Annotated in this window: 19 protein-coding genes; 11 read left to right on the top strand and 8 right to left on the bottom strand. The window is 37.7% G+C overall.

Annotated elements, in window-relative coordinates:
• Positions 1-75: 75 nt before the first annotated feature.
• The 10 genes from comGA to ACZ9EE_RS24510 all read left to right on the top strand — a co-directional run bounded on the left by comGA (position 76) and on the right by ACZ9EE_RS24510 (position 5,737).
• Positions 76-1,161 carry a competence type IV pilus ATPase ComGA gene (comGA, locus tag ACZ9EE_RS24555; RefSeq protein WP_476031251.1) on the top strand — a complete coding sequence of 362 codons (1,086 nt, stop codon included), beginning with the start codon at positions 76-78 and terminating at the stop codon, positions 1,159-1,161.
• On the top strand, positions 1,148-2,179 hold the full coding sequence (gene comGB / locus ACZ9EE_RS24550) for a competence type IV pilus assembly protein ComGB (RefSeq protein ID WP_476031250.1): 1,032 nt from the start codon (positions 1,148-1,150) through the stop codon (positions 2,177-2,179). Before comGA ends, comGB begins: the two co-directional genes overlap by 14 nt.
• Positions 2,180-2,361: 182 nt before the next feature.
• Positions 2,362-2,670 carry a competence type IV pilus major pilin ComGC gene (gene comGC / locus ACZ9EE_RS24545; protein ID WP_476033077.1) on the top strand — a complete coding sequence of 103 codons (309 nt, stop codon included), beginning with the start codon at positions 2,362-2,364 and terminating at the stop codon, positions 2,668-2,670.
• A gap of 8 nt (positions 2,671-2,678) precedes the next feature.
• A complete protein-coding gene (gene comGD, locus ACZ9EE_RS24540; RefSeq protein WP_476031249.1) occupies positions 2,679-3,119 on the top strand; it encodes a competence type IV pilus minor pilin ComGD in 441 nt (146 codons plus the stop codon).
• Positions 3,103-3,441: a competence type IV pilus minor pilin ComGE gene (gene comGE / locus ACZ9EE_RS24535; RefSeq protein WP_476031248.1), complete on the top strand. Its 339-nt coding sequence runs from the start codon at positions 3,103-3,105 to the stop codon at positions 3,439-3,441. Before comGD ends, comGE begins: the two co-directional genes overlap by 17 nt.
• Positions 3,389-3,865 carry a competence type IV pilus minor pilin ComGF gene (gene comGF, locus ACZ9EE_RS24530; RefSeq protein ID WP_476031247.1) on the top strand — a complete coding sequence of 159 codons (477 nt, stop codon included), beginning with the start codon at positions 3,389-3,391 and terminating at the stop codon, positions 3,863-3,865. The genes comGE and comGF overlap by 53 nt, the downstream gene beginning before the upstream one ends.
• Positions 3,805-4,245, top strand: a complete 441-nt coding sequence (gene comGG / locus ACZ9EE_RS24525) for a competence type IV pilus minor pilin ComGG (RefSeq protein ID WP_476031246.1) — start codon at positions 3,805-3,807, stop codon at positions 4,243-4,245. Before comGF ends, comGG begins: the two co-directional genes overlap by 61 nt.
• 56 nt (positions 4,246-4,301) lie before the next feature.
• On the top strand, positions 4,302-4,490 hold the full coding sequence (locus ACZ9EE_RS24520; RefSeq protein WP_476031245.1) for a YqzE family protein: 189 nt from the start codon (positions 4,302-4,304) through the stop codon (positions 4,488-4,490).
• A gap of 222 nt (positions 4,491-4,712) precedes the next feature.
• Positions 4,713-5,411 carry a helix-turn-helix transcriptional regulator gene (locus tag ACZ9EE_RS24515; protein WP_476031244.1) on the top strand — a complete coding sequence of 233 codons (699 nt, stop codon included), beginning with the start codon at positions 4,713-4,715 and terminating at the stop codon, positions 5,409-5,411.
• A gap of 83 nt (positions 5,412-5,494) precedes the next feature.
• Positions 5,495-5,737 (top strand): DUF2626 domain-containing protein, encoded by a 243-nt coding sequence (locus ACZ9EE_RS24510; RefSeq protein ID WP_476031243.1) that lies wholly within the window; start codon positions 5,495-5,497, stop codon positions 5,735-5,737.
• Positions 5,738-5,803: 66 nt separating this feature from the next.
• On the opposite strand, the gene ACZ9EE_RS24505 is transcribed toward ACZ9EE_RS24510, so the two are convergent.
• Complete coding sequence (locus tag ACZ9EE_RS24505) at positions 5,804-6,898, bottom strand: class I SAM-dependent methyltransferase (RefSeq protein WP_476031242.1); 1,095 nt, start codon at positions 6,896-6,898, stop codon at positions 5,804-5,806.
• A 353-nt stretch (positions 6,899-7,251) separates the two neighbouring features.
• Positions 7,252-7,887, bottom strand: a complete 636-nt coding sequence (locus ACZ9EE_RS24500) for an MBL fold metallo-hydrolase (RefSeq protein WP_476031241.1) — start codon at positions 7,885-7,887, stop codon at positions 7,252-7,254.
• A 197-nt stretch (positions 7,888-8,084) separates the two neighbouring features.
• Here ACZ9EE_RS24500 and ACZ9EE_RS24495 point away from each other — a divergent pair, with 197 nt between their 5' ends.
• Positions 8,085-8,261 carry a DUF2759 domain-containing protein gene (locus ACZ9EE_RS24495; RefSeq protein ID WP_476031240.1) on the top strand — a complete coding sequence of 59 codons (177 nt, stop codon included), beginning with the start codon at positions 8,085-8,087 and terminating at the stop codon, positions 8,259-8,261.
• Positions 8,262-8,306: 45 nt separating this feature from the next.
• On the opposite strand, the gene ACZ9EE_RS24490 is transcribed toward ACZ9EE_RS24495, so the two are convergent.
• From ACZ9EE_RS24490 to ACZ9EE_RS24465, 6 genes are all read right to left on the bottom strand, one after another.
• A complete protein-coding gene (locus tag ACZ9EE_RS24490; protein ID WP_476031239.1) occupies positions 8,307-8,633 on the bottom strand; it encodes an MTH1187 family thiamine-binding protein in 327 nt (108 codons plus the stop codon).
• Between the two features lie 90 nt (positions 8,634-8,723).
• Positions 8,724-9,872, bottom strand: a complete 1,149-nt coding sequence (locus ACZ9EE_RS24485; protein ID WP_476031238.1) for a YqgU-like beta propeller domain-containing protein — start codon at positions 9,870-9,872, stop codon at positions 8,724-8,726.
• Between the two features lie 232 nt (positions 9,873-10,104).
• Positions 10,105-11,292 (bottom strand): M14 family metallopeptidase, encoded by a 1,188-nt coding sequence (locus ACZ9EE_RS24480; RefSeq protein ID WP_476031237.1) that lies wholly within the window; start codon positions 11,290-11,292, stop codon positions 10,105-10,107.
• A 187-nt stretch (positions 11,293-11,479) separates the two neighbouring features.
• A complete protein-coding gene (locus ACZ9EE_RS24475) occupies positions 11,480-11,689 on the bottom strand; it encodes a YqgQ family protein (RefSeq protein ID WP_476031236.1) in 210 nt (69 codons plus the stop codon).
• Positions 11,690-11,800: 111 nt separating this feature from the next.
• A complete protein-coding gene (locus tag ACZ9EE_RS24470; protein ID WP_476031235.1) occupies positions 11,801-13,363 on the bottom strand; it encodes a rhomboid family intramembrane serine protease in 1,563 nt (520 codons plus the stop codon).
• Positions 13,364-13,573: 210 nt separating this feature from the next.
• Positions 13,574-13,768, bottom strand: coding sequence for a hypothetical protein (locus ACZ9EE_RS24465; RefSeq protein ID WP_476031234.1), 195 nt, complete (start codon positions 13,766-13,768; stop codon positions 13,574-13,576).
• Between the last annotated feature and the right edge of the window lie 42 nt (positions 13,769-13,810).

Genomic DNA, 13,810 nt, shown 5'->3' with positions numbered 1-13,810 from the left:
ATTTTTATATTTTTTTAAAAATAAAGAAGGATAAGCATGAACCTTGTCGAATTATCATTATTGAAAAAGTAAAAGGTGGTGGTCCCAATTGTCAGCTCGATTGAAATACTAGCCAATCGAATCATTAAAGATGCTGTTCGAAATCAAGCAACTGATATTCACATTATTCCTCGAAAGAACGACACACTTGTTCAAATCCGTTTAACCAACAAACTCATTCCCAGATTGTCTCTCCCCAAAGATGAATGCGACAGATTAATTTCACATTTTAAATTCACTGCGAATATGGACATCGGAGAAAGAAGACGTCCTCAAAGTGGAGCCGTTTTTTGTGAAGTAGACGGGCATTTAATGGGCCTTAGGCTTTCCACACTCCCTTCAAACAACAGAGAGAGCCTTGTCATCCGGCTTTTACCACAACAAGAGCAGATCCCCTTCCACCGACTTTCATTATTCCCATCTATGACAAGAAAGCTGTTAGCCCTGCTAAAACATGCACATGGATTAATTATTTTTACAGGTCCAACTGGGTCAGGAAAAACAACTACCCTCTATTCTCTGTTAAATGAGACTGCTCACCTCTTTCATCGTAATGTTATTACTCTTGAAGACCCTATCGAAAAAAACTATGACTCCGTCCTGCAAGTTCAAGTAAACGAAAAAGCTGGTGTAACCTATGCAGCCGGTTTAAAAGCGATTCTCCGCCATGACCCCGATATTATTATGGTTGGTGAAATCAGGGATGCAGAAACAGCCAAAATCGCTGTTAGAGCCTCCCTCACTGGGCATCTAGTCCTTTCTACAATGCATACTCGAGATGCAAAAGGTGCGGTTTTCCGTCTCCGTGAATTTGGCGTGAACTGGCTAGAAGTTGAGCAAACACTAATTGCTGTTACAGCTCAGAGATTAGTAGAACTTACCTGCCCTTATTGTGAAGGAGAGTGTTCGCCGTTGTGTTATTCCTATGGCAGCTGGAAAAGAGCAAGCGTTTTTGAACTCTTATCCGGCCGGAGCTTAAACAATGTAATGAAGGCAGCCAAAGGTGAAATGACTAACACAAAATACCGCACATTAAAAGAAGTTATTAACAAGGGCATTGCTCTCGGCTATATTCAAGAAACCGAATATGAACGGCTGGTGTATGAAGATGAGCCGTCATAAATGGACTGTAAACGAACAAGCCCATTTCTTAAGAAGAACAGGAGATTTACTTTTACGCGGGTATCCAATTGCAGAAGCAATTGAATCCATAGCATTACAATTACCAGCCAATCGAAAGGAGGAGTTAAATGGATGTTTAGTAGAGTTAAAGCAAGGCTCACCCTTTCATGCCGTATTGAACAGCCTTGGCTTTCACAAAGACTTGGTCGGTTATGTCTACTTTGCTGAACAGCATGGCAGTTTTGCTGAAGCACTTTTGGAAGGGAGTGAACTCGCTCTATTAAAAGATAAGGATATGCAAAAGCTTTTAAAATTACTGCAATATCCATTGTTATTGATGTTTATTACCGGGTTTTTATTTGTTTTCATCGAGAACACCTTACTGCCACGATTTACCACGCTGTTTGCTTCACTCGGACTTAAGGAGAATTTTTTCACGAAGGTTCTCTATGCTTTTGATGATTATTTCCCAACCGCCATTTGCATGGTGCTTACCACCCTCGGTCTGACAACTATTTATTATTTTTTTGTATTTCGAAAACTCCCAATCCTCAAGCAAAGGGTCCTGCTTGTTCGCATTCCTATTCTGGGTAAAATCCTCAAATTGTTGTTCACACACTACTTTTCCATTCAATTAAGTTTCCTATTATCCGGAGGCATTTCTGTCTCAGAGGCACTTTCCCTTTTTGAAAAGAATCACAGACAGCCTTTTTACAGCCAAATAGCTGAAGACATAAAAATCAAACTAGTAACCGGGGAAAAATTGGATACGATTATAGCCTCCTTCCTCTTTTTCGAGAAGGAATTTCCGATGATTATTAAACATGGTCAAGAAAATGGAAAATTAGAGCAAGAATTACTGTTTTTCAGCAGGCATTGCGTGACAACCATGGAGGAGAGGATTGAAAAAAGCCTAAAGACCATCCAGCCTATTCTTTATATATTTATTGGCTGTTTAGTTGTATCAATGTATTTAGCGATCCTTTTACCAATGTTCCATCTGCTTGATGGCATATAAGAAAAGCGCAAGCGCCTTGTTCAGCCCCGACAAGCATAAGACGAGCAGGCCGAAAGGTTGCTTTTTAACCTTTTGGACGGCTTGACTTATGACCTCGAGGGGCTAGGCGCTGGAGCTGGACAATTCTCTAAGTCGAAAACATACTTTCTTACCTTATAAAAAAATGGAGGAACTTAAAAATGATGAAAAAAGAAAACGGGTTTACATTAATTGAAATGATGATTGTCATGTTGATAATTTCTGTTTTGCTTTTGATTACCATTCCTAACGTTACCAAGCATAATTCTAATATCAACAATAAAGGCTGTGAAGCTTACGTAAAAATGGTTCAAGCACAGGTTCAAGCCTATCAAATGGAGAAAAATAAAGTCCCAACAATGGCTGAATTACAATCTGCAGGCTATTTAAACGATGTCAAGGGCTGTCCCAACGGTCAAGAAGTTGCAATCGATTCGGAAGGTAAGGTCACCGCTGTTCCAAAAGCAGATTAATAACGATAATGACCAGAAATCAAAAAGGCTTTACTTTGGTTGAGTCGTTACTGGTGCTTTCGATTTTTATGATTATATCCTTCATTACCGCCTTTTCCCTGCAGCCCCAACAATCTGTATTAGAAGATGAGGCTTTTATTACGCAGCTCCGCGCTGATCTCCTTTACGGGCAGCAATTTGCTATTGCTCACCAAGAGGAAGTAACTATTATTATTTTGCCTAGTAAACACAAATATAATTTGTCTATACAAGGACGCTTCCCGCCTATAATTGAGAGATCTTTCTCCACCAATATTTCCCTTAGCGAAGGGTCAATTCCCCTTTCTTTTACTTTCCTGCCTAACGGTAATATCAATAAATTTGGCTCATTCTTTATCAAGACTAAAGAAAACGAATATCGGATGACCTTTTTGATTGGGAAAGGACGATTTTATGTTACGGAGCAATAGGGGTTATTTCCTGCTGGAATTACTGCTGTCCCTTTCGACAATGTTAATGATTTGTCTTTTCTTACTTCCCTTATTAATGGAGTTAAGAGAACAAACAAAAAAACTAGAGATTGAGAAAACGGCTCAAAGGATTATGTATGAGGAACTAATGGCAAAAGTCATTGACGGCCGGACATTTTCCAATTACACCATCCAGGAAAATAATATTGAATACCGCATTATTTGGGAGAATCCTAATCAGTCTGGTCAAAAGGAGGTATGTGTAAAAGTTGAAAAGAATTCAGTTTATCCAGAAACCTATATTTGCGGCATCCTCGAATAAAAATGCTTTTACCTTAATTGAGGTCTTAATTGCTTTTTCGATTTTTTCGACAATCGTTTTCTTTATGGCCCCTATTTTTCATATCATCCTAAACGAAAAAAGCATGCAAATGGAATTACAGGGAATGGAATGGGAAGTTTTTCGCAGTCAAATCACGAAAGAAATTAGCACCGTGTCACATGCTGAAGTGATGTCTGGACGTTTGATACTAACTAAAGGGTCAGAAACAATTCTATATGAAAAGTATGGATCTAACCTAAGACGAAGGGTAAATTCAACCGGACATGAGATTATTCTCCAAAATGTTTCACAATATTCATTTTCAATCGTGAATAATGCAGTAAAAATAACGGTTGTGGATGTATGGGGAAAGGAGTATTCAGTTATGGCCTTTTCCTTTCTAAAATGGAATACAAATGCATGAAAAACAGTGAACATGGGTTTACCTATCCCTTAACATTATGCACTCTACTTCTTTTCCTACTGTTTTTCTCCATGCATATTGAGCAGTTACTTTCAGAACGGAAAATGGCAGTTGAAACAAAGGAAATCCAGATGCAAGAATATTACTTTCTATCTTCTGTCAAAAAAGTGGAATCGTTATACCAAACTCGCGGTACAATGCCTGCTAAAGGAACACTTATCTATCTGAATGGAACAATGGCTTATCGTGCGGAGACTCCTTCAGCCTATATACAGATAGCGGATTTTACGCTTGTTCTTCATGAACGTGAACCTATAGTGGGTTATGGGTACTTTGATACGCGTTCAAAAACGATGATTAAATGGGTAGAATTCGATTAGCAGTATGAACTATTAAAAAATGGACATAATGTAGGTGTACAAAGGCAGGTGTGTCCATGAAAACAAATGATTATGTTAAATATATGACGCAGACGATCGTTAAATATGTTGACCAGCCTAAAGACGAACGGAAACGCATCCGAATTGAGAAGAAACAAACGAAAGCGGATTTCATGTACCGTTGGTTTGGCATCCTCCCGTATATCCTTTATTCTGAAGTTAAGAAAAAGCGAAGATTTAAATAGCGGTGTTAGATACCGCTATTTTTTTTGTCAATAAACCAAAAAACTTTATTGACAAAAGAAAAAAATTCTATAAATTAGAAACTTTATATAATATTGTTACAATAAAAAGTCAGGAATTGTGAACATTTTCTAAACATATAGTGTTAACATTGTTAACTTCATTCCCTTTTTTTGGGGCTGTATTATAATGGAATAAATTATGGGGGTTCGAGGTGAACAGTGATGGAACAAACATTAAAAATAACAAACGTTTTGTCAGATCCAACACGTTACTACATTTATCAATACATTACCAAACGCCATCAAGAAGTAACAGTTCAAGAGGTTGCTGAAAATTTCAATATTCATCCAAATGTAGCACGATTACATTTATCAAAGCTAGAAGATGTTAATATGTTAGCCTCCGAAACAAAGAAAACAGGAAAAGGCGGCAGACCAAGCAGACTATACCGTTTATCCGATGATGTTATCCAGCTGCATTTCCCATACCGTGACTACATGCTTTTATCAAAAGTAGCCATCCAGACGATGATATCGCTAGGTGAAGCTGGTAAAGAAGCATTGTTTATGACGGGTAAACGATTTGGAATAGAAGTAATTGAACAAGAAATGGCAAAGAAGGCATTAGGTGAAGATTTAACATTTGATCAAAAACTGACGATTTTAAAAAGTGCAGCCACTCTGGCAGGATTTTATCCAGAGTTTGAAGCCGACGGTGACCAATCAAAAATTTACTTCCAAATCTTCAATTGTCCATTTAAAGAACTTGCTGAGGAACACACTGAAACGGTTTGCAATATGCACCATGAATTTTTAAAGGGAATGTTTGAAGCTCTATTTGAATCAGTTGAATTAATCGAAAAGGAAAACATGATCTCAGGCTGTGAGACATGCTCTTATCAAGTACTCGTGACAAACTAATTCGAGTCCGATGTTTACATTATGCCTCCTTTTACTTTATAATATTGTATTGATGGTATCGCACGTTAAAAGGGGGTATACATATGGATCGCATGTTCAGAGTTTGTGGTTTTTGGACTGGTATTTTTACCGTATTTCTCTATCTAGGTGATTTGGATAGAACAGCAATGCTATTCTTGGCTCAAACAGGATTTTTTGTTCTGCTTAGCTACCTAAAGCTTTCCGAACGTATGTATATGTATGTATTCGGAGCATATTTAACTATCTTCTTCGTTGGCTTTACTTATTGGACAACGTTCATGATGCCGCTAGGCGGAGGAGAGTAATAAGGGCGTACCTATCGAATGGTATTCTTACGCCGCAAAAAAAAACACCGGAGCTCCGGTGTTTTTTTATTTCATAAAAAGATCCTCTTCCCTTAAATGAAGACCTTTTTGTTGGATTATGATATGAAAGTAAGTGCTCATCCCTGAAGGTAAAATTAAACTGCGAATCGCACGATTTCTTCTGCTCACCTCTGAAAAGGGATTTGGATCATAATGCTCTTCTAACTCCTTCAAAATACCGGCCTTTAACAGAAATTCATCCTGCCTTAGTTTGGTTAGCAACTCCAGCTGTTGCTTCATCCCTTTTTGAACAAGATGATCAAAATGGATGTGGGTGGTTATGTCCATTTCCCCTGGATGCTTCAAGACATTGTCTATCATCATATGTTGGTGGTATCCTCTTAAACTCCCCTGTTTACGGTGGGGATTGGCCCACTCCTCATTGGAATAGCCGTAATCCGCAGTGACAACAAAACCTTCTCTTAAAACCTTTGAAATATCCTCAAGCATTGTCTCCATTGCTAAGGGAATCTCAATCCGTTGTTTTTCTTTTATTATCAGATGACTGTCGGCAAGAAATGAAAGGATAGCTTGATTGGTTAAGGCCTCTCTTTGTTCAAACAGCTGTCCATCATCGGACATCCCCACCATCACTTCCACAAATTCACCGTTTATTTTTTCAATAACGTGAACCGGAAGAGCATCAAAAAGTTCATTGGAAAAAACCATGCCTGAAAAGGGGTCAATCATCTCGAGGCTCTCCACTTGAACAAGGGTAGAGTAGGGTTGAAGTAATTCACGCTGCTCCTTGCGATGGTAAGGACTACTCTCCACTATTATATAGGTAAGGGATGTTCCAATGGATTTATGCCACTCTTGTAAAAAGGCATTGGCAAAACGGCCTGTTCCCGCTCCAACTTCACAAAACACTGGAGGTAATTCAGTTTTTTCACAAATATAAGAAAACCATTTTGCCATCAGTCTGCCGTACACATCCGAAATATTACTCGTAGTAATAAAATCCCCTTGTTTTCCGATTTTAGGTTTATCTTTCATATAATAGCCAAATTCCGGATGATAAAGGACGGCTGAAATATAGTCAGCATAAGTGATCAGCCTTTTAGGTGAATTTGCAATTATGTCTTTTAAATAGGTAATCATAATAACTCCCTTTAAGTTAGCATCTCTGAGATAGTATAAACATTATTATATTTTTAATATAAGAGAGTCCCTATCCCCTTTATTAGATGAAAAAGAACATCCCTAGAAAAGAAGGTGTCCCAAAAGTATAACTTTTGGAGCACCTTCTTTTTATACATTAAACTAGTCTGTTGATTTCCGCTCCAGGCGCGAGCGGTTCGCGGGCGGTACGGGGAGCCTCCTCATCGCTTCGCTCCTGCGGGGTCTCCCCTGCCCCGTACTCCCGCAGGAGTCTTGGCGCCTTCCGCTCCAATCAGTAAAGTGTGCAAAAATATGCATCAACCACCTTTTGAGTCAGGGTCCTTTTTATTATTCTAAAAACCATTTAAAAATGGGTTGCTGTCCATTTCCTCCCCAACGGTTGTGACCGGACCATGGCCTGACAGGACGTACGTTTCCTCCGGCAAACTTAGCAGCTTGTCATGGATACTTTTCAAAAGCTGTCCTGAATTCCCCCCAGGTAAATCAGTACGGCCGATTCCCCCCTGGAATAAAGCATCACCAGAGATAACCACATCATTTTCCTTGAAATAATAAGAAACACTGCCAGGTGAATGTCCTGGCGTATGGAAAACCTGAAAAGTAAATTCACCTATTTTCATGTTCCCCTCATTATGTATAATATGATCTGCTGGTTTAGCTATGATTGGTTCAATTTCCATAAATAATTGCGAGCCATTTAACCTAGGGTCTTCAAGCCATTTTTCTTCCTGTTTGTGGACGTAAACGGGAACTATATAGGTGTCCCTAATGACATCTACAGCACCAATATGATCAAAATGAGCATGAGTTAAAAGGATTGCAATTGGCTTTAGTTTTCTTTGATTCAACAAGTTAATCAATTTTTTCCCTTCTTCACCTGGGTCAATGATTAAGCAAGTTTTATCAGGATTTTCAACAATATAGCAATTCGTTTGCAGGGGTCCTAACGGGATTTGCTGCCATTTCATAAAATTGTTCCTCCCATACATAAATATATCAGGTTTATTTTACACTATAGAACATAGGAGAGAAAGCCGCTCAATTATCCGTGCTGTATTTTTGCGCTCGACAAATTCAAGAAAAAAATATAAAATAGGAAACGAATGTATATAATAAAGTTACATAATTTTTGGAAATCGCTTTTACGAAAAAGGGGGAATAAAAAATGGGTTTAGTTATTATTTTTGCTCTTGTAACAATCCTTGCAGCCTTCGGCGGTTATAGCTCACTGAAAAATAAAAACTTCTTGGCTGCTTTTTGGGGTGTAGCTTCATTTCTAGTTTTCGGCTGGTTTACGGTCATGACGATCATTGAATCCGGGTTTCCAACTGGATCTCACTAATATGAACAAACAAAAGACTGTCCTCTGACAGTCTTTTTTCATTTCTTATCCATTCTCGTTCTCATTCACAAGGCTGTTAACCCGTTCAACCTTATATTCCATGGTTCGTTTCACATCTCTACGGTCGTCAATTCGAATGGATGTCGCCACCCGTTTAATCCCCTCAGAGAAGGGAACCTCATGCATTGCCTGAATGACTTCAAAAAGAATCGGCAGCTCTCCTTCAATAATCGTATTCATCGGTGTTAATTGGAACTTAATTTTCTCTTCTGCTTCATAGTTCCTTAAAATCTTTTGAATGCTGGCTACGTACTTGCTTACACTTGGCGTTTCAGTGCCAATAGGAATTACTGTTACATCTACAATTGCCATTAGATTATCACCATCACTTTAGCATTTTTATATCCCTTTGTGATTTTACCATAACTGTTAACAAAGGAAAAAAGAATGACCCTTTGTTTGTCATTCCTTTATTAAGTCGAAGCTTTTCTTTTTGTTTAAATCAATTAATTTTTCATAACTATTCCCTAATAGCGCTGTATCCCCAGATGGTGAAACGGAAATAGGAACATTTTCCAAGCCACTCAGAATCAATTCACCGCTGCCCTTCTTTAGATCATAACGAATAAGTTGGAACCCCTCTGTATATGTATCTGCCTCCCCACTCGTGAGCGGTCTAAGGGTGATAAATTGCTTTTTTCGTTCGCTATAATCATAAAAAGGGACGAGCCAATCTGAAAACTTTGATAACTGAGGTACGGAAAAGCTAAATAGTTTTTTTTGCTCTTTGTCAAAGAATGAATAATCCGCCATTGACGGTTCCCCTTCTTTTACAGCTACCGTCATGAGCAGATCTTGATAAGCATCAAATTGAATAATCTTCGAAAAGACAGTCTTGTCCACTTCACTTCCTAATTTTTTCACTATTAACGGCGCAACTAACGATGGACTATTCAGGTCCCAATTTAGGTATGCCACTTCATCCTTCTTTATCCATTTTATAAATGGCTGCGGGAGCTTTAGTTCAGTTGTACTAGCACTATTAAAGTCTAGTAAATATAATTGAAAGCTCCAGTCTTCTGCGAATTTTGTGACGATAACCTGTGTCTCATTATATGGATTCCACTCAAAACCTAAATCGTACGATGGAAAAGTCTTTTTTAATCGTTCAGTCCCTTTACTATCAATGATGGTTACCAGTCCCTGATAAGAGGACGGTGACGAATGAATTAAAAGATATTTCTTGGATGGGCTTATTTGTACATTAACAATCGGATTCTCCGTTTTATAGATCAACTTACTTTTTCCAGTTAATAAATTATATAGAAACAGATTTGAAGTTTGGTCCAAGTTTGTTACATAGAAAATTTGTTGGTCGTTATACCAGCCAGCAACCTTATAAAACTCACCCTGACCGGCGGGAATTGATATGGGCAATTTCCATTCGGCACTAAGGGATGCTGCCGCTACTTTAGTTCTTTCAGTTTTAATAGGATTTTTTTGTTTAGGCTGTTCCTTTGCAGCACATGCACCTAAGAAGAGAGACGACAAAATAAAGAGCAGCAAAATAAAAGTACTATTCGCTTGTTTACATTTGTTCCTATTAATCAAGTCGTCTCCTCCTATCCCATTATTGGTTACGACGTTTTTTCCACAAAAATGTTTCAACAATTATGACCTTTTTACTAAATAGGAAAAAAGCCGTAGATACCCGGCTTTTTTTAATCAATTGTTTGTTAATGGATGGTCCGAGAGACCCCATCAATTCTGAATTTTCTCATGCTAGTTTCACTCTATTTTAATAACAGTAGAAAGATATTACAAGTAAGGAGACAGGAAAATTTTAATAAGCTAATGCTGCAAAAAAGATTTCTTCTGCCTGCTTAAGTATTCTAGGAAATTGTGAAAGAGGTAACGGATTAATTCCTTTTCCCAGCTCCAGTGTAAAGCCAGGCTTATGAAATTCTTGAATAAACCAATCCTTATAGCCTGCATGACTGTTTACATAGCGAATCGCTCGGTATCCACTGACTTTTTCAAACTCTTTTGCTATTAATTCTGACTCAGGGGGTTCGAGTCCTTCATACCCCCAATAAAATTCCTCTCCTTGGGTATGAAAGGCCAGAATTAAATCAAACTGATTTTTTTTAGCTAATTCTGCCATGGCAATGGCTTCTGGCTCGGTTAATGGTTCATCTCCTGGAAAGTCTCGGGAGGCTGGTGTCTTTGGCTTCTTATTTTTCCTGCAAACGTCCCAGTTAGCCGGAAATTGGTTATTTAAATCGATGCCTCTTATATTTGCTTTCCAATGAATAAAGTCATCACAGCCTTCATTGATTTCAATAACCTCTTGTCGCAGATGAGAAGGCGCCCCGTTTAATACCAAATCTACTCCGTCAGGATTTACCATTGGAACGAGGGATAGCTGTACATTCTCATACAGAACTATTGCCTTCTTCCCTTTAACAGGTTGATCATTCGTGATTGATAGTAAATACTGATTCAGTAACCTCATTAGAACCAAGGTGGTAATCCATTCATTAGCATGGAAGGAAGCATTCATATGGATCTTCTTATCCCCTTTTCCAACTCTAAGTTCATGAATCGGATTTCCTAAAACACTCGTTCCAATCTTTGAAATTTCAATAAAAGGGTAAATTCGTTTAAGGTTTTTTTGTAATTTCAGCAATCGTTTAGAATCTAATGGAGTTTTCTCTGTGACAAACGGAAGCCTTACCAATTCGGGAATAAAAATTTGATCGCCAATACCCAACTGATTTGCAACTTTATTTTGGTTAAGCAGGAAAAGGGAATCAACCTCGATATTTCTTTGGTCAGCTATCTTGGCAAAAGTATCTCCCTCTTTAATCGTATAAGGATTTAAAACATGTCCAGGTATCTTAATTTTCTCTTTTGTTTTCATTTCCATTGGATTTACATGTAAATTAGAGTCCACTAATAATCGGAGTGGGATTTTAAATAACTGGCTTAAAGATGATAGAGTATCACCAGGTCTTACACTAATCTCCATATACTCTCCTCCCATCATAAAAAGATATGAAGATATTAATAAAAAAATGATGAAAACCCGTATTTCTACGGGTTTATCCATGTTATTGATTTCATTTTTTTATTACTAACCAAGAGCATCTAAAACGTCCTTAACGGTAAGCTTACCGTTCACCCCTTGCAATCCATTTATTTGTCACTTCTATGCCCTAGCTTTGGTTACTTTTTTCTTTTTGAATTTGGATTTCGTGTCTTAATAATAATAGTGCAGACTGATATTCTCTTGGTTCAATTAATTGTGCCTGATATATATCCTTTAACTCAGCTTCCATTAGCTCAAGGTCACCAATTCGATCACCTACATAAATAACGGTCCCAAATTGTTTTAAAAATTGCTGAACATCATAGATTGTCTTCATCTAGAGACCCCTCACTCCTTTGTTTGCAATGGAGAGTATTTATTTTACATAAGAAAAGTATATACACCCTTACGAGGTAATCTTTTCTGCTTATTCTATATAGCTTAAATCCTAGGTTCCTTTTTGTAAAGATTGAAGTTGCTGATTAATTTCACTTACTAAATCCCTATATTGTTGATTTTTTGGTTCAAGATTTTCCGCCTTTTCGGCATTTAATTTCGCCTGGATAAGATCATTTTGTTCTAGGTTAATCAGTGCAAGGTTAAAATAAGCCTCATCCAATTTTGGGTCTAATCGAATTGCTTTTTCTAAATGGGTTTTAGCTTCAGGCAGCATATTCTTTTTTATTTCTACAAAAGATAACAGAAAATAAGTCCTTTCTGAAAGGTTAGCTGCATTTTTTTCTGTATCCTTTAATAGTTGGTAAGCTTGATCATATTTACCTTGCTTAACATATTCCTCTGCCATGATTAAGTTAGAGTTCTCATTCTTTGCTTGCGCAGAAGAGCTAAATCCATATGATAAAGAAGACCAAACTATAGCAATCGACGCAATAAGAAATGCGATTTGCCATAAAAGTTTTTTCTTTTTAGGAAAATGAGTAACACCGGCTGCTAGAAATCCTCCAGCTAACCCGCCAAGATGCCCTGCATTATCAATCCCTGTGGCCGAAAAACCAAACACAAGATTTATTCCAAGGACAACAATGATGTTCATTCCCATTGTTCTAAAGAATAATTTGGGATATATGACACCAAAATACAACAGAGCTCCAAAGCATCCAAAAATCGCCCCGCTTGCACCTGCAGATAAGTTGGAGCTAAAGATAAAACTTGCAATAAAACCCGTAAACCCGGCAAATAAATAGATAATGAAAAAACGAGATTTACCAAAGATCCGTTCAACTGTCGTTCCTAGAAAGTATAATGCAAGGGTATTCGTGAGCAGATGCAGGAAACCGATATGTAGAAAAATGGGGGTGATTAATCTCCACCATTCACCTTGATCAATCAAGGCATTTACTTTGGCACCATATTTTATTAGTGTTGATGTATTCGTGCTTCCCCCATTGATCTCTAACCAGAGGAAAACCGCGAGCTGAATAACGATAAAGATATAGGTAAACAAAGGCTTTCCATTAAGTAGGATTTCTTGTTCCGCTTTTACTTTATTAATGGCAAGATTTAAGGCCGATTTCTTTAATTCCTCCACCTCTTGTTCAGAATATTCATTATGAAACTCAAAATTAATATCTCTGCCAAGCCTTTCAGACAAGCTCCTAAAACCTGATTCCATTTCATCGTTTGCCAAAAGAATGGACGTTACAATCGTTTTATTTCCTTGTGGAAAGACAAATGGTTTTTCAAGACGGTATTTATACTCATCAACCGGTGGAAACTTACTAACATATATATTCAATACATTGAGTTCGTTCTTACCTATTTGTTTACGGACTCTTTCCCCGTTAACTGCGGTAAATTCAATATCTCTCTGCATGGCATTACTCCAATCTAAATCATGGAGCAGCATTCTTATAATTGGAGCTTTTTTATTTTCTAATTTTTCAAGCCACAATTCTTTCTGATTTTCAAATAATTGAATAACCCGATAGCCATGATCGGAGATGAAAGAATAGGCTAGCCTCCAAAAGATATAACCTTCTGTATTATTCATTTCTCCCCTACTTTCTATTTAAGCTACAAGTGAATCGGTCGTGTTAAGGTCATTTCCAATACAGCTTAAGCTAAACTGATCGAAGTAATAAACTGTATTCATTTTTACCCCGTTTCTTTTATTATAAACGAAATATTCCTACAACCATTGCTTAAACGACCAAAGAATAGATATTTAACAATTTAGACAATAAAAAACCATCTGTGGTTTTCACCTAGCAGATGGTCCTCCAAAAACAGTTGACATTAATTTTTGCCTTACCCCAGGGAAGCTCATAATCGAGCCTACCGCAAGTCTCCGCATCCAGCCTGTCCCGATTAAAGCATTGATGATTCTATACCTGTACCGGAACATAACATAGCCAATTGAACCAATCATAAAAATCGATGTTAAAAGACGAGACATCTTCATCCCTCCTACTTACTAGTCTGTGAAAGGAACAAAAGA

Source organism: Bacillus sp. URHA0034, assembly GCF_056280405.1.
Note: the sequence above shows the minus strand (reverse complement) of the source record. Positions and strands in the feature narration are given on the sequence as shown.